This is a genomic window from Mesorhizobium australafricanum (assembly GCF_033977265.1).
Classification (GTDB): Bacteria; Pseudomonadota; Alphaproteobacteria; order Rhizobiales; family Rhizobiaceae; genus Mesorhizobium; species Mesorhizobium australafricanum.
The window spans coordinates 322,533-343,432 of the sequence record NZ_JAVIIT010000003.1 but is presented as its reverse complement, the minus strand read 5'-3'; the positions used below and the strand labels follow the sequence as shown (position 1 = coordinate 343,432).

Annotated in this window: 26 protein-coding genes; 15 read left to right on the top strand and 11 right to left on the bottom strand. The window is 63.1% G+C overall.

The window, feature by feature from the left end:
• Positions 1–35 precede the first annotated feature (35 nt).
• The 4 genes from RFM98_RS08495 to RFM98_RS08480 all read left to right on the top strand — a co-directional run bounded on the left by RFM98_RS08495 (position 36) and on the right by RFM98_RS08480 (position 4,277).
• Complete coding sequence (locus tag RFM98_RS08495; RefSeq protein WP_320308444.1) at positions 36–1,223, top strand: amino acid ABC transporter permease; 1,188 nt, start codon at positions 36–38, stop codon at positions 1,221–1,223.
• 4 nt (positions 1,224–1,227) lie between these two features.
• Positions 1,228–2,385 carry an amino acid ABC transporter permease gene (locus RFM98_RS08490; RefSeq protein WP_320308443.1) on the top strand — a complete coding sequence of 386 codons (1,158 nt, stop codon included), beginning with the start codon at positions 1,228–1,230 and terminating at the stop codon, positions 2,383–2,385.
• A 128-nt stretch (positions 2,386–2,513) separates the two neighbouring features.
• Positions 2,514–3,263, top strand: coding sequence for an amino acid ABC transporter ATP-binding protein (locus RFM98_RS08485; RefSeq protein ID WP_176477089.1), 750 nt, complete (start codon positions 2,514–2,516; stop codon positions 3,261–3,263).
• A 348-nt stretch (positions 3,264–3,611) separates the two neighbouring features.
• Positions 3,612–4,277 (top strand): TIGR02117 family protein, encoded by a 666-nt coding sequence (locus RFM98_RS08480; RefSeq protein ID WP_320308442.1) that lies wholly within the window; start codon positions 3,612–3,614, stop codon positions 4,275–4,277.
• Here RFM98_RS08480 and RFM98_RS08475 read toward each other — a convergent pair.
• The 4 genes from RFM98_RS08475 to RFM98_RS08460 all read right to left on the bottom strand — a co-directional run bounded on the left by RFM98_RS08475 (position 4,274) and on the right by RFM98_RS08460 (position 6,446).
• Positions 4,274–4,597, bottom strand: a complete 324-nt coding sequence (locus RFM98_RS08475) for a BrnA antitoxin family protein (protein WP_320308441.1) — start codon at positions 4,595–4,597, stop codon at positions 4,274–4,276. The two genes, RFM98_RS08480 and RFM98_RS08475, sit on opposite strands and share 4 nt — an antisense overlap.
• Positions 4,575–4,874, bottom strand: coding sequence for a BrnT family toxin (locus tag RFM98_RS08470; protein ID WP_320308440.1), 300 nt, complete (start codon positions 4,872–4,874; stop codon positions 4,575–4,577). Before RFM98_RS08470 ends, RFM98_RS08475 begins: the two co-directional genes overlap by 23 nt.
• 64 nt (positions 4,875–4,938) lie before the next feature.
• Positions 4,939–6,171, bottom strand: coding sequence for an FAD-dependent monooxygenase (locus tag RFM98_RS08465; RefSeq protein ID WP_320308439.1), 1,233 nt, complete (start codon positions 6,169–6,171; stop codon positions 4,939–4,941).
• Positions 6,172–6,200: 29 nt separating this feature from the next.
• On the bottom strand, positions 6,201–6,446 hold the full coding sequence (locus RFM98_RS08460; RefSeq protein WP_112097842.1) for a zinc-finger domain-containing protein: 246 nt from the start codon (positions 6,444–6,446) through the stop codon (positions 6,201–6,203).
• Positions 6,447–6,697: 251 nt separating this feature from the next.
• Between RFM98_RS08460 and RFM98_RS08455 the strand changes: the two genes are divergently transcribed.
• Positions 6,698–8,893: an RNA degradosome polyphosphate kinase gene (locus RFM98_RS08455; RefSeq protein ID WP_320308438.1), complete on the top strand. Its 2,196-nt coding sequence runs from the start codon at positions 6,698–6,700 to the stop codon at positions 8,891–8,893.
• On the top strand, positions 8,890–10,425 hold the full coding sequence (ppx, locus tag RFM98_RS08450; protein ID WP_320308437.1) for an exopolyphosphatase: 1,536 nt from the start codon (positions 8,890–8,892) through the stop codon (positions 10,423–10,425). The genes RFM98_RS08455 and ppx overlap by 4 nt, the downstream gene beginning before the upstream one ends.
• A gap of 4 nt (positions 10,426–10,429) precedes the next feature.
• Here ppx and RFM98_RS08445 read toward each other — a convergent pair whose 3' ends face one another.
• From RFM98_RS08445 to fumC, 3 genes are all read right to left on the bottom strand, one after another.
• Positions 10,430–10,852: a DoxX family protein gene (locus tag RFM98_RS08445; RefSeq protein WP_320308436.1), complete on the bottom strand. Its 423-nt coding sequence runs from the start codon at positions 10,850–10,852 to the stop codon at positions 10,430–10,432.
• Between the two features lie 190 nt (positions 10,853–11,042).
• Positions 11,043–11,465 carry a DoxX family protein gene (locus tag RFM98_RS08440; RefSeq protein ID WP_320217259.1) on the bottom strand — a complete coding sequence of 141 codons (423 nt, stop codon included), beginning with the start codon at positions 11,463–11,465 and terminating at the stop codon, positions 11,043–11,045.
• A gap of 476 nt (positions 11,466–11,941) precedes the next feature.
• Positions 11,942–13,339, bottom strand: a complete 1,398-nt coding sequence (fumC, locus tag RFM98_RS08435) for a class II fumarate hydratase (RefSeq protein ID WP_320308435.1) — start codon at positions 13,337–13,339, stop codon at positions 11,942–11,944.
• Positions 13,340–13,930: 591 nt separating this feature from the next.
• Between fumC and RFM98_RS08430 the strand changes: the two genes are divergently transcribed.
• Positions 13,931–14,299, top strand: coding sequence for a sulfocyanin-like copper-binding protein (locus RFM98_RS08430; RefSeq protein ID WP_320308434.1), 369 nt, complete (start codon positions 13,931–13,933; stop codon positions 14,297–14,299).
• A 62-nt stretch (positions 14,300–14,361) separates the two neighbouring features.
• On the opposite strand, the gene RFM98_RS08425 is transcribed toward RFM98_RS08430, so the two are convergent.
• On the bottom strand, positions 14,362–15,129 hold the full coding sequence (locus tag RFM98_RS08425) for an NIPSNAP family protein (RefSeq protein ID WP_320308433.1): 768 nt from the start codon (positions 15,127–15,129) through the stop codon (positions 14,362–14,364).
• Positions 15,130–15,372: 243 nt separating this feature from the next.
• Between RFM98_RS08425 and RFM98_RS08420 the strand changes: the two genes are divergently transcribed.
• Positions 15,373–16,026, top strand: coding sequence for a TetR/AcrR family transcriptional regulator (locus RFM98_RS08420; protein WP_320308432.1), 654 nt, complete (start codon positions 15,373–15,375; stop codon positions 16,024–16,026).
• 43 nt (positions 16,027–16,069) lie between these two features.
• On the opposite strand, the gene RFM98_RS08415 is transcribed toward RFM98_RS08420, so the two are convergent.
• Complete coding sequence (locus RFM98_RS08415; protein WP_320308431.1) at positions 16,070–16,249, bottom strand: CsbD family protein; 180 nt, start codon at positions 16,247–16,249, stop codon at positions 16,070–16,072.
• 363 nt (positions 16,250–16,612) lie between these two features.
• Here RFM98_RS08415 and RFM98_RS08410 point away from each other — a divergent pair, with 363 nt between their 5' ends.
• From RFM98_RS08410 to RFM98_RS08380, 7 genes are all read left to right on the top strand, one after another.
• The gene (locus tag RFM98_RS08410) at positions 16,613–17,266 is read left to right on the top strand and encodes a glutathione S-transferase family protein (RefSeq protein WP_320308430.1); all 654 of its coding nucleotides are present in this window, start codon (positions 16,613–16,615) and stop codon (positions 17,264–17,266) included.
• A 107-nt stretch (positions 17,267–17,373) separates the two neighbouring features.
• Entirely contained in the window at positions 17,374–17,703 is a 330-nt protein-coding gene (locus RFM98_RS08405; protein WP_320308429.1) for a YciI family protein, read from the top strand.
• Between the two features lie 371 nt (positions 17,704–18,074).
• On the top strand, positions 18,075–18,299 hold the full coding sequence (locus RFM98_RS08400; RefSeq protein WP_430682282.1) for a hypothetical protein: 225 nt from the start codon (positions 18,075–18,077) through the stop codon (positions 18,297–18,299).
• Positions 18,299–18,706, top strand: coding sequence for a hypothetical protein (locus tag RFM98_RS08395; RefSeq protein WP_320308428.1), 408 nt, complete (start codon positions 18,299–18,301; stop codon positions 18,704–18,706). The genes RFM98_RS08400 and RFM98_RS08395 overlap by 1 nt, the downstream gene beginning before the upstream one ends.
• Position 18,707: 1 nt before the next feature.
• The gene (locus RFM98_RS08390) at positions 18,708–18,866 is read left to right on the top strand and encodes a hypothetical protein (RefSeq protein WP_320217247.1); all 159 of its coding nucleotides are present in this window, start codon (positions 18,708–18,710) and stop codon (positions 18,864–18,866) included.
• 91 nt (positions 18,867–18,957) lie between these two features.
• Positions 18,958–19,245 (top strand): YkgJ family cysteine cluster protein, encoded by a 288-nt coding sequence (locus RFM98_RS08385; protein WP_320308583.1) that lies wholly within the window; start codon positions 18,958–18,960, stop codon positions 19,243–19,245.
• Positions 19,246–19,481: 236 nt separating this feature from the next.
• Positions 19,482–20,093, top strand: coding sequence for a LysE family translocator (locus RFM98_RS08380; protein ID WP_320308427.1), 612 nt, complete (start codon positions 19,482–19,484; stop codon positions 20,091–20,093).
• 71 nt (positions 20,094–20,164) lie between these two features.
• On the opposite strand, the gene RFM98_RS08375 is transcribed toward RFM98_RS08380, so the two are convergent.
• The gene (locus tag RFM98_RS08375) at positions 20,165–20,452 is read right to left on the bottom strand and encodes a hypothetical protein (protein ID WP_320308426.1); all 288 of its coding nucleotides are present in this window, start codon (positions 20,450–20,452) and stop codon (positions 20,165–20,167) included.
• A gap of 230 nt (positions 20,453–20,682) precedes the next feature.
• Positions 20,683–20,859 carry a helix-turn-helix domain-containing protein gene (locus RFM98_RS31255; protein WP_347349890.1) on the bottom strand — a complete coding sequence of 59 codons (177 nt, stop codon included), beginning with the start codon at positions 20,857–20,859 and terminating at the stop codon, positions 20,683–20,685.
• Positions 20,860–20,900 lie beyond the last annotated feature (41 nt).

The following is a 20,900-nucleotide window of genomic DNA, read 5'->3' as shown; positions in this document are numbered from 1 at the left end:
TCTGCCTCCCGGTTTCTCTTTCCAGGGGACGGTCCATGGCTTCGCAGGAAATCATTCGCGAGGAGCCGACCCGCGGCTCCTTCATCAACGACCCGAGAATACGAGGCCTGTTCTTTCAGACGCTGGTTGTGATCCTCCTGTTCAGCTCGATCTGGTGGATCGTCCACAACGTCATCGAGAACCTACAGCGCCTGCACATCGCTTCAGGCTTCGGTTTCCTCAAGAGCAGGGCCGGCTTCGACATCTCCGACACGCCGATCGCCTACACGTCCGATTCGACCTATTTCCGCGCACTGGTCGTCGGTCTGCTCAACACGATCATCGTTGCCGTCGCCGGCATCGTGCTCGCCACGATCGTGGGCTTCACCATCGGCATCGGCCGCCTGTCGCAGAACTGGCTGATCCGCAAGATCTGCACGGTCTATGTCGAGATCTTCCGCAACATCCCGCCGCTGCTGGTCATCTTCTTCTGGTATTCGGGCGTGCTCGCCGTGCTGCCGCCGCCGCGCGAGAGCATCCATCTGCCCTTCGGCTCCTTTCTCAACCAGCGCGGTTTCTATTTGCCGCGCGCTGTTTGGGGTGACGGCTCCTGGTTGATCGGCGTCGCATTGCTGCTCGCCATTGCAATGGCCTGGTTCGTCGCCCACAGGGCGCGACAGCGGCAGAGGGCGACCGGCCAGCAATTCCCGGTTTTCTGGACGTCGGTCGCTCTCATCGTCGGCCTGCCGGTGCTCGCCTTCCTGCTCGGCGGCATGCCGCTGACCTTCGATTTCCCGAAACAGTCGACCTTCAACCTGACCGGCGGCTTCTGGGTCAAGCCGGAATTCCTGTCGCTCCTTCTGGCACTCTCGTTCTACACGGCCGCCTTCATCGCCGAGATCGTGCGCGCCGGCATCAGGGGCGTCAGCAAGGGCCAGACCGAGGCCGCGGCCGCACTTGGCCTTCGCTCCGGCCCGATCCTGCGACTCGTCGTGGTGCCTCAGGCGATGCGCATCGTCATCCCGCCGCTCACCAGCCAATATCTCAATCTGACAAAGAACTCCTCGCTCGCGATCGCCATCGGCTATCCCGATCTCACCGCCACCGCCGGCACGGTTCTCAACCAGACGGGACAGGCGGTCGAGGGCGTGTTCATCATGATGATTGCCTATCTGGTGCTGAGCCTCGTGACGTCCGCCGTCATGAACGTCGTCAACGCCCGAATGGCGCTGGTGGAAAGGTAGGGCCATGCAGGAGCACGACATGTCCTGGGTGCGCACCGAGATGGCGCTGGCACAGCCGGCTCCGGCCGCAGAACGCGGCGCCTATGCCTGGGTGCGCAAGAACCTGATCGGCTCGGTCGGCGACATTATCCTCACCGTCCTCGGCATCGCCATCGTGCTCTGGATCGTGCCGCAGGTCATCAACTGGGCTTTCATCAACGCTCAATGGACCGGGCCGGACCGCACGGTCTGCACCACCGCCGCGCAAGGCGGCATCCAGCCCGACGGCTGGACCGGCGCCTGCTGGGCCTTCGTCAACGCCAAGTTCGGCCAGTTCATGTTCGGCACCTATCCGGTCGAAGAACGCTGGCGGCCGATCGCGGTCGCCATCCTGTTCGTGGTGCTGCTGGTGCCGATGCTCATCCCGCGCGTGCCGCGCAAGGGGCTGAACGCCATCCTGCTCTTTGCGGCGCTGCCGATCGTCGCCTTCTTCCTGTTGGTCGGCGGAGTGTTCGGCCTGCCGCATGTCGAGACCCCGCGCTGGGGTGGGCTCCTCGTCACGCTCAGCCTCTCCTTCGTTGGCATCGCCGTATCATTGCCGCTCGGCGTGGTCCTGGCGCTCGGTCGGCGTTCGAAGATGCCGATTATCAAAATGCTAAGCATCGTCTTCATCGAGACGGTGCGCGGCATTCCATTGATCGTCGTGCTGTTTTTCGCCAGCGTCATGCTGCCGCTGTTCCTCCCCGAGGGTGTCAGTTTCGACAAATACCTGCGCGCTCTGATCGGTGTCTCGCTGTTTGCCGCCGCCTATATGGCGGAGGTGATCCGCGGTGGCCTGCAGGCCATCCCGAAGGGCCAGTATGAAGGCGCTGACTCGCTCGGCCTCGGCTATTGGCAGAAGATGGGCCTGATCGTGCTGCCGCAGGCGCTGAAGCTGGTCATTCCGGGCATCGTCAACACCTTCATCGGCATGTTCAAGGATACCAGCCTAGTGCTCATCATCTCGATGTTCGACCTGCTGGGCGTGGTGAAGCAGAACTTCGCCGATCCCAACTGGGCGACGCCGCAGACCCCGAAATCCGGGCTGATCTTCGCCGCCTTCGTATTCTGGCTGTTCTGCTTCGGCATGTCGCGCTATTCAATGTACACCGAACGCCGGCTCGACACCGGCTACAAACGCTGATGCATGTCGCCCAAAAGTGCGTAGCGGTTTTGGGATAACGACTGCATCAAATTCAACGATAAGGGGAACCTGCCATGGCCACCGAAAACGCCGTCAGCGCGGAAGAGATCAAGGTCAACGCCGCCAAGATGCACATCTCGACCACCGATGTCGCCATCGACATCGTCGGCATGCACAAATGGTATGGCGAGTTCCACGTATTGAAGGACATCAACCTCAAGGTGATGCGCGGCGAGCGCATCGTCATTTGCGGTCCGTCCGGCTCCGGCAAGTCGACCATGATCCGCTGCATCAACCGGCTTGAGGAGCACCAGAAGGGCAAGATCATCGTCGACGGCAAGGAGCTCACCAACGATCTGAAGAAGATCGACGAGGTGCGCCGCGAGGTCGGCATGGTGTTCCAGCACTTCAACCTGTTCCCGCATCTGACCATACTGGAGAACTGCACGCTGGCGCCGATCTGGGTGCGCAAGATGCCGAAGAAGCAGGCCGAGGAAATCGCCATGCATTTCCTCAAGCGCGTCAAGATCCCGGAGCAGGCCAACAAGTACCCCGGCCAGCTCTCCGGCGGTCAGCAGCAGCGCGTCGCGATCGCCCGTTCGCTGTGCATGAACCCGCGCATCATGCTGTTCGACGAGCCGACCTCGGCGCTCGATCCGGAGATGATCAAGGAAGTGCTGGAGACGATGGTGGGGCTGGCCGAGGAAGGCATGACGATGCTGTGCGTCACCCACGAGATGGGTTTTGCCCGCAAGGTCGCCAACCGCGTGATCTTCATGGATCAGGGCCAGATTGTCGAGCAGAACACGCCGGCCGAGTTCTTCGACCATCCGCGCCATGAGCGCACCAAGCTGTTCCTGTCGCAGATCCTGCACTGAGCCGGGGGAACAGTTTACTCGCAGGCGGCTTGAAAGCGCTCACGTGCTCGTCATCCTAGGGCGAAGCAAGGAGCGAAGCGACGCGCGCAGACCCTAGGATCCATGCCGTGACGTTAAGGCGTTGCAACGGTTATAGAATTCTGCGCCGCGGCATTCGACATCGAAGGTCACGGCATGGATCCTCGGGTCAAGCCCGAGGATGACGAGTCACGAGCGGCTTCCGCTAATCTCGAAGCAGCGATGAGCGCCGGATTTCATCTTTATCGCCCGACGCCTCAGGCGGAAACTTTGGCTGAAGTCTCAAACAAACCATTAGCTCGGCTGCAATGCCCGGAACCGGTGCGACCGATGAGAAGAACGCTAAGATATCTGGTCGCGCTTGTTGTCGCGCTGGTGCTTGCCGCCGCACTCGGCACGCTGGTGCCGCGCCCGCTCTGGCCTGCCGCCGCGAGAGGCGAGGGGATGCGGCATATCCTGGTGCTCAAGAACCCGATCCACACCGACATTGCGGTTCCCCTCGATGACGGCGTGCGCCGGCGCTTCGCCTTCCTGGCCGATGCCGCGCTGCCCATCGATGCGCCGGAGGCGCGCTACATCGTCTTCGGCTGGGGCGGCCGAGCCTTCTATCTGGAGACGCCGACCTGGTCGGAACTGAAAGCGGCGCCGGTGCTGAAGGCGCTGACGCTGGACGCCTCGGTGATGCACGTCGATGTCGCGGGCGCGATCAAGGAACCGCATCCGGATGTGGCAGGTTTCGACATCGACGAGGCGCATTTTGCGGCGCTGCTCGATTATATCGCGGCGAGTTTCCGGCAGGGCCCAGACGGCCCGATGGTGATCAAGAACGGCGGCTATTCCACCTTCGACCGCTTCTACGAGGCCAAGGGCCATTTCAACGCGCTGGTCGGCTGCAACACCTGGACCGCGGCTGGTTTGCGTGTTGCCGGCCTGCGCACTGGCTTGTGGAACCCTCTGCCGGTATCGCTGGGGTGGTCATTGAGGCTGTACAATTAGCTAGCCTTACGGTCCTGCTTGGCCACATATTCGCGCAATGCCTTGTTGATTGCACTTTGATAGCCACGACCTTCCGGCGTGTGTTCTTTGAACCAGGCAACGAGATCGGAATCAAGACGCAGGGTCAGCTGCTGCTTGATCGGTTTGAAATAAGGATTTCGAACAGCTTTTCGCCAAAACTCTTCCGTCAATTCCGGGATATCGCTGGTATCGATGTCGTCTTCTGGTCGCGCTTTTAGAGCTGCGATTTCAGCTTTCTGGGCTTCCGTCAGCGGTGGCGGATTTGTCGGATCGAATTTATATCGAACGGTTTTGCTCATAACGTTTTCTCTCCGCTTTCGTGGCCCGCCGCGCCGATATGATCCGGACTACTTCTATTCCGTCCTCTTCTCGGTCGGCGTGGGCAACCAACAATACGAGTGCACCATCAACCGCGCCTGTCGTCTGCCAGCGGTATTCGCCGTTCTCGACCCTGTCCTGCTCCATCAGCGCGAAAGGATCAGCGAAAACGCGAACGGCGATCTCGAACGTCACACCGTGTTTGCCAAGATTTGACCTAGCCTTTTCCGGATCCCATTCAAATCGCAATTCTTCCATATGGTGTAACCGCAAAAATGTAACTACAAATAGCCATTACGTCAAGGCGACTTGCCTTGATCTGCTACCGCCGCACCACCTTCGGCTCTTCCCACCCATAGAGCCAATCCAGGTCCGCCACGAGCTTCTCCGCCGGCCGAGCCGCCAACACCAGGTTGCGGGCGATCGCGACCGGTCCCCAGGCGTGCCAGGCCAGCCGGTTCACCGCGCCGCGTTTCAGCACCCTTTGGACGCGCGGTCGTCGAAGATTTTCCCAAATGGCAAGGCCCTGGGCCGGATCGCCGGGAAAGTCGGCGATCATGTTGGCAAGCATTGAGGCGTCCTCAATCCCCATGGCCGCGCCCTGGGCTGCGAACGGCGTCATGGCGTGCGCGGCGTCGCCGATCAGCGCGATGCCCTCCGGCATCGTCCAGCGGCGCTGCTCGACCGTGTGGATTGGGAAAGCCGTCCATGGACCGGCGAGCGCCACCAGCCTCGACAACGTTGCCGCCGTGCCGCGCATGGCGCCTGAAAGGATGGCCGGGTCGACATGGCCGGACCAGCCTTCGGCGATGCGCTCGCCCTTGGTGAAGGCCGCAAGGTTGAAGGCGCTGCCCTTGCTCACCGGATAGGTGACCATGTGGAAGCCGGCATGCAGGAAGGTGGTGACGCGGTCGGCGGCGGCGATTTGCTTGAAAACCTGGCCGGCCGCGCTGTCGGCCGCAATCGTCGCGCGCCAGGCCAGCTCGCCCGAGAAGCGGCTTGTCGCAAACCCGGCCGTCCGGGCAAGCTCGGCTCGAACCGAGGACCACACACCGTCCGCTCCGACCAGCAGGCCGCCTGCGACCTCCGCGGTCTTGCCATCGGTCTCGACCGTCACGGCAACACTTTGCGGGTCGACGGCGATGCCGGTGACCCGCGCGCCGGTGATAAGCTCGATATCGGGGCGTTGCGCCGCCGCGGCCATCAGTGCCGCCTGCAGGTCGGCGCGATGCGCGACCAGATAGGGTGCCCCCCAGCGAGTTTCACCAGCTATCCCAAGCGGCACGTGCGCGAGCTCGCGCAGGCTTCTCGCGTCCTTCAGCACCACCGCTTCCGGCCCGATCGCATTGGGCAGCAGGTGGTCCAGCGCGCCGAGCCGGCGCAGGATGCGGGTGGCGTTGGGTGAAAGCTGGAGGCCGGCGCCGGCCGCTTCGAGCTGTTTTGCCTGCTCGAACAGTTTTACCGGGTAGCCGCGCGCCGAAAACGCAAGCGCTGCCGTCAGCCCGGCGATGCCAGCCCCGGCGATGACGATTTGCCGGGACCGTTGTTCAGTCATGATCTAGCAGTCATTCATGATATGCGGGGTCAGGCGGCCTGATCGACATAGAGGCAGCCGGCCGGCTGCGTTTCCGTCGCCTTCAGCGACGGCGAATAACGGTAGAGCGTCGAGCAGTAGGGGCAGACCTTTTCATTGTCGTCGCCCATGTCGAGGAACACATGCGGATGGTCGAAAGGCGGGTTGGCGCCGGTGCACATGAATTCCCTGACGCCGATCTCGATGACCGGATGGCCCGCGTCGTTCTGGAAATGGGGGATGCTACCGCCTGCCATCGTCGTCTCCAATTGGGTTCGGCCAGTGGGTGTGACCAGTCTGCATCTGGAGCATAACAGGCCAGTTTGCAAGATCGATGAAATCAAACTGTCGCAAAAGGCTGGCAGAGGATAAGTTGAGCCGGTTAAGCGCAAGAGGCTGGGCACGGAGCGATTCCGTGACGATCATGCGTCACAAACAAATGCTAGAGCGTCGTTGAACGGTAATATGCGGCGCTCCCTACGAACGGTTGCGGCAAAAGCGGGAAACCATGAACGAACTGAGACCGGTGCAGAGCGAATTCATCACCGTCGAGGCGGCAAGCCCGGACGGCGGCAATCCCGACCGTTTCGTCAACCGCGAGTTCTCCTGGCTGCAATTCAACCGCCGCGTGCTGGAGGAATCGCTGAACGAGCATCATCCGCTGCTCGAACGCGTCCGCTTCCTGTCGATCTCGGCCGCCAATCTCGATGAATTCTTCATGGTCCGCGTCGCCGGCCTTGCCGGCCAGGTGCGCGAGGGCATCGCGCTGAAAAGCCCGGACGGTCGCACCCCCGAGCAGCAGCTCGAGCAATTGCTGCGCGAAGTCGAGCGCCTGCAGGAGGACCAGCAGAAGAGCCTGTCGGCGCTGATGGCGTTGCTCAACCGGGAAGGCATCGAGAGCATCACCCGCGACGCGCTCACCAAGGATGAGAAGACCTGGCTGGAAGACCATTTCCAGGAACAAGTTTTCCCGGTGCTGACCCCGCTGTCGATCGACCCGGCGCATCCGTTCCCGTTCATCCCCAATCTCGGCTTTTCGATCGCGCTGCAATTGCGCCATCGCAAGAATGGCGAGGAGATGAGCGCGCTGCTGCGTCTGCCGGTGGCGCTCAGACGCTTCATCCGCCTGCCCGACCGCAAGAACCATGTCCGCTTCATCCCGCTGGAGGAGGTGGTGGGCATCTATATCGGCAAGCTCTTTCCGGGCTACGAGGTCAAGGGCTCCGGCACGTTCCGCATCATCCGCGACAGCGATATCGAGGTGGAGGAAGAGTCGGAAGACCTGGTGCGCCTGTTCGAGACGGCGCTGAAGCGGCGCCGCCGCGGCTCGGTCATCCGCATCGAATTCGACACGCTGATGCCGGCTCAACTGCGCGACTTCGTTGCCGGCGAGCTCGGTGTCTCGTCGAGCCGCATCAGCGTGCTCACCGGCCCGCTGGCGCTCAACCAGATCTCCGAGATCGTCGCCATTCCGCGCGACGACCTGAAGTTCACGCCTTACAATCCGCGCTTCCCCGAGCGTATCCGCGAGCACGGCGGCGATTGCCTGGCCGCCATTCGCGAGAAGGACATCGTCGTCCATCACCCTTACGAATCCTTCGACGTGGTGGTGCAGTTCCTGCGCCAGGCGGCGGCCGATTCCGAAGTGGTGGCCATCAAGCAGACACTCTACCGCACCTCGAACGACAGCCCGATCGTGCGCGCGCTGATCGACGCGGCCGAGGCCGGCAAGTCGGTGACCGCGCTGGTCGAGCTCAAGGCGCGCTTCGACGAGGAAGCCAACATCCGCTGGGCGCGCGATCTCGAACGCGCCGGCGTGCAGGTGGTGTTCGGCTTCCTCGAGCTGAAGACCCACGCCAAGATGTCGCTGGTGGTGCGCCGCGAGGACGGCAAGCTGCGCAACTACGTGCATCTCGGCACCGGCAACTATCATCCGGTCACCGCGCGCATCTATACCGACCTGTCCTTCTTCACCACTGATCCGACGATCGCGCGCGATGTCGCGCAGCTTTTCAACTTCATCACCGGCTATGCCGAGCCGGCCGAGGAGATGCGCCTTGCCGTATCGCCGTTCACGCTGCGCAAGCGCATCCTGAAGCACATCGCCGAGGAGATCGTCCATGCCCGCGAGGGCCGGCCGGCCCGTATCTGGATGAAGATGAACGCGCTGGTCGACCCGATCATCATCGACGCGCTCTATGACGCCAGCCGCGTCGGCGTCGAGATCGACCTCGTCGTGCGCGGCATCTGCTGCCTGCGGCCACAGGTGCCCGGCCTGTCGGAAAACATCCGGGTGAAATCGATCGTCGGCCGATTCCTCGAGCACAGCCGCATCTTCTGCTTCGGCAACGGCCACGGCCTGCCGTCGGACGAGGCGATCATCTATATCTCGTCCGCCGACATGATGCCGCGCAATCTCGACCGCCGCGTCGAGACCCTGGTGCCGATCACCAATCCAACTGTGCATGAACAGGTGCTTGGCCAGATCATGCTGGGCAACATCATGGACAATCAGCAAAGTTTCGACGTATTGGCTGACGGCACCTCCCGGCGCGTTGTGCTGGAAGAGGGTGAGGAACCGTTCAACGCGCAGGAATATTTCATGACCAATCCGAGCCTGTCGGGACGGGGCGACGCGCTGAAATCGCATGCGCCCAGGCGCATCGCCCAGTTCAAGCGCCGCAAGAAGAACGGCGCCGCGTGATTTCAGTCTCCCAGGGCCGGCTTCAGGACCGGCGGCCGCTGTCGATCATCGACATCGGATCGAACTCGATCCGCCTTGTCGTCTATGAGGGCCTGGCGCGCTCGCCCACGCTTCTGTTCAACGAAAAGATGCTGGCCGGCCTCGGCCGCGGCATCGTTTCGACGGGCAAGCTCGACCCCGAAGCGGTGACGCGCTCGATGGAGGAATTCCGGCGGTTCCGTGCGCTGTCGGACCAGGCGGGCGCCGAGCACATGTATGTGCTGGCCACCGCCGCCGCGCGGGAGGCGGGCAACGGTCCCGATTTCATCCACCGCGCCGAGGACGTGCTGAAGACCGAGATCCGCGTGCTCACCGGCCGCCAGGAGGCTTATTATTCGGCGCTCGGCGTCATTTCCGGCTTCCATCCGGCCAACGGCATCGCCGGCGACCTTGGCGGCGGCAGCCTTGAGCTGGTCGACATCAGCCGCGAGTCGATCGGCGAAGGCATCACGCTGCCGCTCGGCGGCCTGCGCCTGCAGGACATGGCCAAGAACTCGCTTGTCCAGGCGCAGAAGATCGCGCGCCAGGAACTGGCGCGGGCAAAGCTGCTCAAGGGCGGGCAGGGCAGGGTCTTCTACGCCGTCGGCGGCACCTGGCGAAACCTTGCCAGGCTGCATATGGAGATGACCAACTACCCGCTCGGCGTCATGCATCACTACGAGATATCGGCCGACAGTGCGCAAGCCTTCCTGAAGCAGGTGGCCAGGGGCGAGGTCGAGAAGGTGAGGGGCATCGAGGGCGTCTCCAAGAACCGCCGCTCGCTGCTGCCCTACGGCGCCGTCGTGCTGCAGGAGATCATGTCGGCGATGCAGCCGTCGAAGATCGTCGTTTCGGCGCAGGGCGTGCGCGAAGGCTTTCTCTATTCGCTGCTCGACGCGGAGGAGCAGAAGGCCGACCCGCTGATCTCCGCGGCCGAGGAATTGGCGCTGCTGCGCTCGCGCTCGGTGCACCACGCGCATGACCTGGTCGAATGGACCGGCAAGGCCTTCAAGGCCTTCGGCATCGACGAGACGGAAGACGAGGCGCGCTACCGCCATGCCGCTTGTCTGCTTGCCGATATCGGCTGGCGCGCGCATCCGGAATATCGCGGCAGGCAATCGCTCAACATCATCGCGCATGCCTCCTTCATCGGCGTCGACCATCCGGGTCGCGCCTATCTGGCCCTGGCCAGCGCCTACCGCCATGACGGTATCTTCAACGATGGCATCGCGCCCGAGATCAAGGCGCTGGCGCCGCCGCGCCTTCTGGAACGCGCCCGCACGCTCGCGGCCATGATGCGCGTCGTCTATCTGCTCACTGCGGCAATGCCGGGCGTGATGCCACGCCTGAAATGGGAAAGCCGTGGCAACGGCGCGCTGGCGCTGGTGCTGCCGGCGTCGCTTTCCGACCTCTATGGCGAGCGCCCGGCCGGCCGGTTGGCGCAATTGGCAAGGATCACCAGCCGCCGCCTCGTGCTGGCGGTCGAAGGCGGGCCGAGCGTGTCGGTGAAGTAACGGATCAGGTAATCTCGGCGCCGATGCCGAAACCGTGCCCATCGGCCGACCAGGCGCCGGCACCGGCCATGGCGAGCGCCAGGAACCCACCGGCAATGGCGATGTCCTTCATCAGCATCTGCTGGTGCAGGAAGGCAAGCATGGCGTCGTCCGCGCCCTGGCCGTAATGGCCGATGAAACCGGCGGCGATCGAGAAGGCGGCAAGCAGCAGCGCCACGATCCGCGTCTGCAAGCCGATTAGGACCAGCAATCCGGCGATCAGCTCGAACAAGCCGGTGCCCCAGGCGGCCAAGGTCGGCAGCGGCAGGCCGAGGCCGGCGAAATAGCTGGTCGTGCCGGCGATGTTGGTGAGGGCCTGAAATCCCGAGGGCACGAACAGCGCGGCTAGCAGGAGCCGCGAGACAAGAAGCAGTGCGTTGCGGGCCATGGCCACCTCCCTTGCCGTCTGCCGATGCAGTCTACGCCTGCAACTGGAAAAACGAAAAAGCGGCGCGGAAAATTCCGCGCCGCTTCCGTTGGCAGTCTGGGAGGAACAGGCAATTCCAGGAAAAGTGTGAGGCGTTTAGGTTCGGCGACTCCGCCGTAACCTTTCGTCCGGAATTGCGTCGACAAAAACTTCAGCCGCGCTTGGCGTCGATCGAGTAGGCGCCGGCGCCGGAAGAGGCGAGCAGGATGAAGCCGCCGGTGATGGCGAGGTTCTTGAGGAACTGGATCATCTGCATCTGGTCGGCCCAGCCGGTGTGGGCGACGAGCCCGGTGGCGATCGTGAAGATGGCGAGCACCCAGGCGGCGATCCGCGTCTGGAAGCCGACGAGGATGGCAACGCCGCCGAGCAGTTCGATCAGGCCGACGACAACGGCGGTGACCGTCGGCAGCGGCAGGCCGAGGCCGCCGAAATATGCAGCGGTGCCGGAAATGGCGGTGAGCTTGCCGAAGCCGGAAAGCAGGAAGATGACGGCAAGCAGGATGCGGCCGAGCAGGATCGTGGTGGAGCTGTTGGACTGGGTGCCGTTGCCGGCGACGGAAGAGTTGATGGACATGGTGGTTCTCCGAACGGGGTTGAATGATCTGTCAGATAGACGATGGGGACTGTTCACCAAAAGTCACCTATGTGGCGACACATTGTTCACAGAATCTATGTTTCAGTGAAGGCGAGATCGGCGCGAAATTCGTATCGCCAGATCCGGCCGCGGGAGCAAATTCGCCCCCAGAAAAATGCGCTGGTTCCGAAACGCAGAACGACTGGGACTTGGAGATTGGCCGAAACGCCCGCGACTTCGTCATCCACGGGCGAAGCAAGGAGCGAAGCGACGCGGCGCAGACCCGAGGATCCATGCCGAGACGTCAAAGCAGCCGCAGCGGCGAAAGTTCTGCACCGCTGCGCCCTTCGGTTGAAGTAACGGCATGGATTCCAGGGTCTCGCGACGGAGCTTCGCTCCTGCTTCACCCTGGAATGACGAAGTCAGGTGACCCGCCGCACCCTGCAGCTATCGAACTAGCCCGGTTAAGCCGCACTTCACCCCGGATGCGTCATGTCCTCAGGGCGCACCAGCCGGTCGTAATCGGCTTCGCTGACAAGCCCGGTGGCCAAGGCCTCCTTACGCAAGGTCGTGCCGTTCTTGTGCGCGGTCTTGGCGATCTTGGCGGCGTTGTCGTAGCCGATGGTTGGCGCCAGCGCCGTCACCAGCATCAACGAGCGGTTCAATGCTTCACGTATGTTGTCTTCCCGCGCCTCGATGCCGACCACGCAATTGTCGGTGAAGGAAACGGAAGCGTCGGCGAGCAGCTGCACCGACTGCAGGAAATTATAGGCCATCAGCGGGTTGTAGACATTGAGCTCGAAATGGCCCTGGCTGCCGGCGAAAGACAGCGCGGCATTGTTGCCGAACACCTGCACGCAGACCTGCGTCAGCGCTTCGCACTGGGTCGGGTTGACCTTGCCCGGCATGATCGAGGAGCCCGGCTCGTTCTCCGGCAGAGACAGCTCGCCAAGGCCCGAGCGCGGGCCGGAGCCGAGGAAGCGGATGTCGTTGGCGATCTTGAAGAGTGCCGCCGCCGCCGCGTTGATCGCGCCATGCGAGAACACCATGGAATCGTGTGCCGCGAGCGCCTCGAACTTGTTCGGCGCGGTCACGAAGGCGATGCTGGTGATCGACGCGATGCGGTCCGCGACTTTCTCCGCGAAGCCGACCGGCGCGTTGAGGCCGGTGCCGACGGCGGTGCCGCCTTGCGCCAGCTCCTGCAGGCCCGGCAGCGTCTGCTCGATGCGCTTGATCGACGAGGCTACCTGCGCGGCATAACCGGAAAATTCCTGGCCGAGCGTCAGCGGCGTGGCGTCCTGCGTATGCGTGCGGCCGATCTTGATGATGTGGTTGAAGGCGCGCGCCTTGGCGTCGAGCGCCTTGTGCAGATGGTGCAGCGCCGGGATCAAATGGTGCGCGACCCGCTCGGCGCAGGCGATATGCATGGCCGTCGGGTAGGTGTCGTTCGACGACTGGCTCATATTGACGTGGTCGTTGGGATGCACCGGCTTCTTCGAGCCCATCACCCCGCCGAGCATCTCGATCGCCCGGTTGGAGATCACTTCATTGGCGTTCATGTTGGACTGCGTGCCCGAGCCTGTCTGCCACACCACCAGCGGAAAGTGCTCGTCGAGCTTGCCGTCGATGACTTCCTGCGCGGCGTTTACGATCGCCTCGCCGATGGCGGGATCGAGCCGCTTCATCTCCATGTTCACTTCGGCCGCGGCGCGCTTGACGATGCCGAGCGCGCGGACGATCGAAGCCGGCTGCTTCTCCCAACCGATCTTGAAATTGCCCAGCGAACGTTGCGCCTGCGCGCCCCAATAGCGGTCGGCGGCGACCTCGATGGGACCGAAAGTATCGGTTTCGGTTCTGGTCTTTTGAGCGCTCACTGGAAATCTCCGGTCTGTCGATTTGCGCAAGGGCGTATCGCGTCGCACAAAAGGCATCAAGCGGAGATTGCGGGTTGGCATGGTGCAAATCGGTTGAAGGATGGCTCTTTCCTTCTCCCCTTGTTGTGGGAGAAGGTGGATCGGCGCGCAGCGCCGAGACGGTTGAGGGGTGTTCCAGCAAAGTGAGACGTTGGCGTTCCGTGGAGTACCCTCATCCGACCTCGCTTCGCGAGGCCACCTTCTCACCGGGGCGCCGGCGCTCAGATGCTGCTGGGTAAGGAAGAGATCTCGGAGACCCGCTGACTTTCCGCCGATCGCGCTGTCCATTAAGACCCGGATGGTTTGATCCAACGCAAGGCTGCGGATGGCAGGAGGTGCAACCATGCAGCCACCGTTGGGCTGTTCGTTGGGCCCCTGAGCGGTCGATTGCCGGTGTCGGTTCCACTGGTGTCTGCCGAGAGGAATTTCGCTATGAAAACGATGGTAGGGAATGCGGCACTGGGGCTTGCCGCGGTTGTTACGATGGTCGGTGCCGCTCAGGCTGCGAGCACTGTTCAGGTTTCGTTGTGGGACAAAGGGGCGAATACGCCCATGACCACCGGTTTCGCCTATGGAACGCCAAATCTCGACATGTCGAAGGCAACCATGGGAATAACGGCTACGCCCGCGGCGGTGAAGGCCGGCAAGATCACCTTCAAGGTGAAGAACAGTTCCAAGGATACTATCCACGAAATGATCGTGATGTATCGCGCGGATCCCAAGGACCCGCTTCCCTATATTGATGCCGAGAACCGGGTCGATGAGGACAAGGCCGGCGACAAGGGAGAGGTTTCGGAGCTCGACCCGGGCGCTTCCGGCACGCTTGCCCTAGACCTGAAACCCGGCAGATACGTGCTCATCTGCAATGTCCCCGGTCACTTCGCGACGGGCATGTGGACGGAGTTCACCGTCAAGCCGTAGAGCCGAACCGGCGTCGAAGCGGCCGATATTCCGCATCTGCCGGGGGCTGCCTCCCGGCAGGATCACCGGCCGACCAGCGATCGCGATGTCGGCGAAAGCAAAAGTTCCTGGGTTCGCTTTGCCAGGCTTGGCTCCATGGCTTTCCGGAACGCCCGCCATGCCGGCGAAGCGGCGAGGGCAGCTTGGTATCGCGCGCGCGCCGCTTCGCCGTCGAAACCGATGGCGACGATAAAGGCGTTTTCATCCGCTCTTACCGGCAGGCGCGGGAATGTGTTTTCGGCATGCTCGCTGATGAAGGCGCCGAGCAGCCGCGCGCCTTCTGCCGCGATCTGCGGAACCGCCTCCGCCAGGAAGCGCTCGGCGAAGCCGCCCTCCGTGCCTGGTCGCAAATGATGAATCGAAATCTCAACTATACGGGCTAAATGACTATCTGAGCTTGGTTTTCCGGGTTCCAACGCACGCGGCCGTTGCAATCCCGACAGGTCGAAGCCGGCGTTTGGCCATGCCGGCTTCAGCAAAAGCACGTCGTCGGAATCGATCATCGTCGCATTCGCGGCGTCGCTATGCTTAGCCCAGACCGGCCCGCCATAGAAGGCGGCCAGCGCGTCCTTTCTCGTCTCCATGTCCTGGAAGCCGCGCAGCCAGACGAACATGTCGGGGCGGTGGAGATCGCGGAACTGGCCGATGACGGACATGCCTGTCGCTTCCTGCGTTTCGACGAATTCGCGGTCGAACAGCGCGATCAGCGTTTCGCGCTGCCCGGGCTTCAGCGTGTATTGCCGAAGCTCGAGGACCGTCGCAAGGCGATGGGTATTTCCGGCAGCGTTCATGGTCGGCTCCAAAAACAGGGTGATCATCCTGTTTTCATAAAACAGACCGGTTGTCCTGTTTTGTCAATCTGATATCTTCGTTTTCCCCTTCTCCCCTTGTGGGAGAAGGTGGATTGGCGCGCAGCGCCAAGACGGATGAGGGGTGCTGGACGGAGTGCCGTCCTTGTCAAGCTGGAGCGCCCCTCATTCGCCTTCACTTCGTTCAGGCACCTTCTCCCACAAGGGGAGAAGGAGGAGGTGGCGATGCCCAAAAAGCGCATCAACGACCCGGAAGGCATGCGCCGCCGCGTGCTCGACGTGGCGGAAGGCTCCTTCCAGGCGCGCGGCTACCACGCCTCGAGCCTCGGCGATCTGATGGCGGCGGCCGGCGTCACCGGCGGCGCGCTGCACCACCATTTCCCGACCAAGAAGGCGCTGGCGCTGGCGGTGATCGAGGAACGGGTGGCAGCCGCGGTCCAGGCGACCTGGATCGACCCGGTGCTGGCGGCGCCCTCGGCCCGCGAAGGCGTCCGGGCCGTGTTCGAGGCGGTGGCTGCGGAGCTCGAGCAGCAGGGCTATGTGCGCGGCTGCCCGCTCAACAACCTGGCGCATGAACTGTCGCTGGCCGACGACGAGTTCCGCGTGGCGCTGGCCCGGATCTTCGCCGGCTGGCGCCAGGCGATCGCCGACAAGATGCGGGCCGACCAGATGGACGGCGGCAGCACCGATCCCGACCGCTTCGCCGCGCTTGCCATCGCCGCTTATTCCGGCGCCATGTCGATGGCCAAGACATCGCAGGATGCGGGGGTGTTGCGGGAGTGCTTGAGGGGGCTGGAAGGCCTCCAGCCATCGCCACCGCCGGTCGGAACGATAGGGAAGCGACGCCGCAGGGTGTTGCGACGGCGGGAGGTCCGATAAGCCGCCGTTTGCAGGCCGGCCTCACCTGAACTTCAACAGACCCCTAGAACGCCTTCTTGACCTTGTCCTTCACGTCGCCATACGCCTTCTGCACCTTGCCGGCGATCTTGTCGGCAGCGCCTTCGACCTGGGTCCGCCGGTTGCCGGTGGCCTTGCCCGCCGCCTGCTTGACCGAACCCTTCACCTGCTTGGCAATACCGGCGACCTGATCCCTGTTCACCATCCGCGCATCTCCTGGGTCTCAATGGGAGCTGGATGCGGGAACGGCATCCAGGTCTCACAACGCACGGGAGTAGTCCGGGTTCCGGCCGCGGCAATGCCTTTGCGGGCGCGGTTGCATCGGGCAACGCAATCCGGGTAGGGTTCGCCGCGGCTGCCGGTGACGGCAGCGGGCAGGCGAAGCTGAACGAGATCCCGACCAGGTTGCGGTTGCCGGTCGACCAGGTCGACCTCACGATCGGGGCCGGCCGCAAGCCGCTCGAACTCCGACATAAAAGCGGCGGTCGCCGCTTTCCAGGCCCGCGCCGGCGTCAGGCCGGCGACGATCACGACAGCCGAAGCGCATTGACATTATCAGGAGACAGTCTTGGCAGAGTTCACCCTCCATATCGGCAACAAATGCTTTTCCTCATGGTCGCTGCGGCCGTGGGTGGCGATGCGCCATCTGGAAATCCCCTTCGAGGAGGGCTTCGTGCGCCTGCGCACGCCGGAGACTGCAGCAAACCTCGCCAAGGTCTCGCCGACCGGCGCGGTGCCGGTGTTGGATCATAATGGTAAGATCGTCTGGGAAACCCTTGCCATCCTTGAATATCTGGCCGACCTCTACCCGGAGAAAACGCTCTGGCCGGTGGATCTTGGCGCCCGCGCGCTGGCGCGCTCGGTGGCGACCGAGATGCATTCCGGCTTCCGGGAAGTCCGCTACGGCTGGCCGATGAATCTGCGCCGGCCGAAATCGCACAAGCCGCTCGATGCCGAGGGCGAGGCGCAGCGGGCGAGGATCGAAGCGATCTGGCGCCAGTGTCGCGAGCAACATGGTGAGGGCGGCCCGTTCCTGTTCGGCCATTTCACCGCGGCTGATGCCATGTATGCGCCGGTGGTCACGCGCTTCGACACATATGGCGGCGAGCTGGCGCCCGTCACCCGCGCCTATGTCGATGCGGTACTGGCGATGCCCGCGATGCGTGACTGGTATGCGGAAGCGGCCAAGGAGCCGTGGCCTGAGCCAGGGCCGGACGAATAGAGCAATTCAGGAAGAAGGTGTAGCGTCTTCCCGGAGTTTGCGCGGCAGTCGATCGACGGATCTGTCCCGGATCGGCTGGCGGCAATAAGCTTTCGGAGAACGGACCCATGGCCAGCAGCGAAGCACCATCTGAAGCCACGACGTCAAAAATCTTCCATTGCCGGCTGATCCCGCCCAGGCCGGATTTCGCCTTCACCATGACGGAGGAGGAAAGGGCGCTGATGGGCCGGCATGCCGACTATCTGCGCCAGAAGCAACGCGAAGGCATCATGATCATGGCCGGGCCGGTCGCCGATCCGGCCGGCCCCTGGGGGCTGCTGATCCTGCGTGCTGGCAGCGAAGCCGAGGCGAGGGCGGTCACCGATGACGACCCGGTGGCGCGCTCGGGCCGTGGCTTCCGCTATGAGATCCTGCCGATGATCAGCGTGATCATGTGACCGATGCGCTCAAACAGAAGAACGCCTCTCGCACCTTTTACCGCGCGGGAGGCGTTCTTTTTGTCAACCTTCCGAGATTGCTCTCTGAACTGCTGACCATATCCAAATGCACGGTTGCCGGAATGGTTCCCACCCGTTTGCAATTTTTTTGGAACCGGGCACTCTAGAACTCAGCCTTGCCGGTGGGCACGCATGTACCGGCGCCGATAGATGGCGAGACGAGGATCAGGCAGTTGCCTGATCTTTTTCGTTTCCGGCAGGTGAATTGTGCGCCGCAGGCCGATTGGGATGTGCTAAGCACCTCGGCCAGCAAATTGAATGCTCCGGAACAGGTGAATATTTTGCCCCTCACTTCGAAGACACAGGCCGACTTGAAGCCACAAGCCGCCTTGAAGCCACAAGACGGTCAGGCTGAATCGCTTTTCAGCAGGGCCCGGACGCAGTCGATGTCGCTTGACCGCATCATCTCCGAACGGGATGCGGTCAACCAGGCCCGCGAGGCCAAGACCGCGCGGCTTCGCGAACTGCGCCTGGAAAAGGAAGCCGAAGAGCGGGCGGCCGCCGCTGTTGCGCCCAAGCATACGGGCAAACGCTGATGGCCACCAAGCGCGTGCCGCCTACGCCGATCGCCGCCGATGCGACCATCGCCGATATGATCGAAACCCTGGACAAGCCGGTTGAATATGTCCGGCGCGTGCTGGAAAAGCTGGAACGCTGCAAGCGCGCCCATGGCGATGCCCAGGTGCGGGTCGGCGTACGAGGTCGGGCCGAAGCGCCGAATTATCTGATCGAATATGTGCGGGAAGATGCCAAGACCCGCGAGCGGACGACGCATCAGGATGCCGCCTACAGCGGCAGCACGCATCGTGAATTGGCGCCGCACCACATCGAGGCAGCCGCGAACTGGTCGCCTGAGGAGATGAACATCACGGCGGTTTCGGCGCTCATCGGTCGCCTGCGCAATCCGCGCGCGCCGTCATCGCGGGTTTCCAACGAGGACTGAAATGGCCATCAAGTTTTCCACCAAGGACCAGGCGCCGGCTTCGGCCGCCACCGCGAAGCCGGCCAAGCCGGCCGCCACGCCCAAAGCCGACAAACCGCTCGCGGTCGATCTGTTCGAGCAGCCTGCGCAAAAGCCGCCCGGCAAGACCAGGAAGAAATAAAATATTGCCCCGCGAGGCCGATCAGAGCCGCTTGCCTTGGCCGTCCGGCGCGGCGGTCGATCCGGACTGGCCGGCAGGCGATGGCACGGCCGTGTTCGACTGCCAGAGCTGCGGCGCGTGCTGTTCCTATTCGGCCGACTGGCCGCGCTTTTCGACCGAGGACGACGAACAGCTCGACCGCATCCCGGAGAAATTTGTGTCGGTCGATCTGTCCGGCATGCGTTGCGAAGGCGTTCGCTGCTCGGCGCTGTCGGGCGAGGTGGGCAAACATACGGCCTGCGGCATCTACGACCTGCGCCCCGATGTCTGCCGCGCCTGCATGCCCGGTGGCGACGACTGCCTGATGGCGAGGGCGGCGCACGGGCTGGCGGTGAGCTAGCTTCCTCGCCCCCGCCAAAGGCGGGGGAGAGGTGGCCGCGCAGCGGCCGGAGAGGGGCTGCGACGCTGGCGGGTTTCCTCTAATTGCTTTCAAGGGCGGCGCCATTTTCCCCTCTCCGTCTCGGCTTCGCCGAGCCACCTCTCCCCCATTTTCATGGGGGCGAGGAACAGCGCCCCGCTTGCCGACACCCGCACCTCCCGGTACCTTCCCGCCGGGCAGGGCAGCGGAGGAAACCCATGAGCATCGAATTTCTGCTGACGTCGCTGATTATCGTGGCTTCGCCAGGCACCGGCGTTCTCTACACGCTGAGCGCCGGACTCTCGCGCGGCGCGCGCGCCGCAATCGTGGCCGCCTTCGCCTGCACGCTGGGCATCATCCCGCATATGGCGGCCGCCATCACCGGCCTCGCCGCGGTGCTGCACACAAGCGCTGTCGCCTTCGAGACGCTGAAATATCTCGGCGTCGCCTATCTGCTCTACATGGCCTGGAACACGCTGAAGGAGAAGGGCGGCCTGAACATCGACGGGAATGTAGCGCCGCGCTCGACCGCCAGGACCATCACCTCAGGCGTCCTGATCAACATCCTCAATCCAAAGCTGTCGATCTTCTTCTTCGCCTTCCTGCCGCAATTCGTCAGCACCAACGAGCCGCATGCGCTCGCCAGGATGCTGGAGCTCTCCGGCGTCTTCATGCTGATGACCTTCGTCGTGTTCGCGATCTATGGCGTGTTCGCGGCTTCGGTGCGCAGCCACATCGTGTCGCGGCCGAAGGTGCTGACCTGGATGCGCCGCGCCTTCGCCGGCGCCTTCGTCATGCTCGGCGCGAAATTGGCGCTGGCGGATCGCTAGTGGTGAAAATCTAACGCTTGATACCCGACGACGTCGACCCCGATGGCCGAAAGCGGCCTTCCGCTGCTCCCTCATCTCAATATCGAATGCAGCGTTAGATAAATTCCATACGTGCTTGCGCCGAGACCCATGAGGGCAACGACAAGGCCGATGTGTTTTTCGCGCCTCGACGACGATGGCTCCTTCCACGCCAGCCACACCATCCAAGCTGACAAGACCGCAATAGCTGCGGCCATAACAAACATCGCGATATAGATGCTCTTCGGATAAATGGGCCGCAACAGAATGCCCGTCATGCCAATAGCGAAGTTGGCAGCAATGAGCGCTTTATAGCGCCATGGCCGCTGATGATCGGTCATATCGAGATCCGCGTATGGGGCACTTGCACGTGCCACAGCTAGCAAGCATTGATTGCATCAGAGTTAAGCGGATGGGTAAGCCCAGATGGCCGAAATGGGTCGTTTCCGGCCATTCCCTGTGGGTACCAAGCGTTAGGTTTTCATCACTGGTTCGGTGCGATGCCCGGGCTGCCTTCTTTTTCGGAAGCCTCATCGCTTCCGGAGCCGGGCGCGCCTCTAACGCCAAGACGCTAGGCCGAAGGCGGGACGCCGATCATCTTTTTGAAGGCACGGCTGAACGCCGCCTCGGACTCGTAGCCGATGTCCGCCGCGATAGTCGCGATGTTGCTGTTGCCGCAGAATGCGACAGAGGGGGCGCCGCGCGTGAAGCGCCGGCGCCTTCCGCGACGAAAGACGGCGTTGGCAATCTACGTGAGACGACCCCCTCTGCCCTGCCGGGCACGTCCCC

Coding starts and splice junctions, on each gene's coding strand:
- RFM98_RS08495 (WP_320308444.1), top strand. CDS start 36: ATGGCTTCGCAGGAAATCATTCGCGAGGAGCCGACCCGCGGCTCCTTC.
- RFM98_RS08490 (WP_320308443.1), top strand. CDS start 1,228: ATGCAGGAGCACGACATGTCCTGGGTGCGCACCGAGATGGCGCTGGCA.
- RFM98_RS08485 (WP_176477089.1), top strand. CDS start 2,514: ATGCACATCTCGACCACCGATGTCGCCATCGACATCGTCGGCATGCAC.
- RFM98_RS08480 (WP_320308442.1), top strand. CDS start 3,612: ATGAGAAGAACGCTAAGATATCTGGTCGCGCTTGTTGTCGCGCTGGTG.
- RFM98_RS08475 (WP_320308441.1), bottom strand. CDS start 4,597: ATGAGCAAAACCGTTCGATATAAATTCGATCCGACAAATCCGCCACCG.
- RFM98_RS08470 (WP_320308440.1), bottom strand. CDS start 4,874: ATGGAAGAATTGCGATTTGAATGGGATCCGGAAAAGGCTAGGTCAAAT.
- RFM98_RS08465 (WP_320308439.1), bottom strand. CDS start 6,171: ATGACTGAACAACGGTCCCGGCAAATCGTCATCGCCGGGGCTGGCATC.
- RFM98_RS08460 (WP_112097842.1), bottom strand. CDS start 6,446: ATGGCAGGCGGTAGCATCCCCCATTTCCAGAACGACGCGGGCCATCCG.
- RFM98_RS08455 (WP_320308438.1), top strand. CDS start 6,698: ATGAACGAACTGAGACCGGTGCAGAGCGAATTCATCACCGTCGAGGCG.
- RFM98_RS08445 (WP_320308436.1), bottom strand. CDS start 10,852: ATGGCCCGCAACGCACTGCTTCTTGTCTCGCGGCTCCTGCTAGCCGCG.
- RFM98_RS08440 (WP_320217259.1), bottom strand. CDS start 11,465: ATGTCCATCAACTCTTCCGTCGCCGGCAACGGCACCCAGTCCAACAGC.
- RFM98_RS08430 (WP_320308434.1), top strand. CDS start 13,931: ATGACCACCGGTTTCGCCTATGGAACGCCAAATCTCGACATGTCGAAG.
- RFM98_RS08425 (WP_320308433.1), bottom strand. CDS start 15,129: ATGAACGCTGCCGGAAATACCCATCGCCTTGCGACGGTCCTCGAGCTT.
- RFM98_RS08420 (WP_320308432.1), top strand. CDS start 15,373: ATGCCCAAAAAGCGCATCAACGACCCGGAAGGCATGCGCCGCCGCGTG.
- RFM98_RS08415 (WP_320308431.1), bottom strand. CDS start 16,249: ATGGTGAACAGGGATCAGGTCGCCGGTATTGCCAAGCAGGTGAAGGGT.
- RFM98_RS08405 (WP_320308429.1), top strand. CDS start 17,374: ATGGCCAGCAGCGAAGCACCATCTGAAGCCACGACGTCAAAAATCTTC.
- RFM98_RS08395 (WP_320308428.1), top strand. CDS start 18,299: ATGGCCACCAAGCGCGTGCCGCCTACGCCGATCGCCGCCGATGCGACC.
- RFM98_RS08390 (WP_320217247.1), top strand. CDS start 18,708: ATGGCCATCAAGTTTTCCACCAAGGACCAGGCGCCGGCTTCGGCCGCC.
- RFM98_RS08380 (WP_320308427.1), top strand. CDS start 19,482: ATGAGCATCGAATTTCTGCTGACGTCGCTGATTATCGTGGCTTCGCCA.
- RFM98_RS08375 (WP_320308426.1), bottom strand. CDS start 20,452: ATGACCGATCATCAGCGGCCATGGCGCTATAAAGCGCTCATTGCTGCC.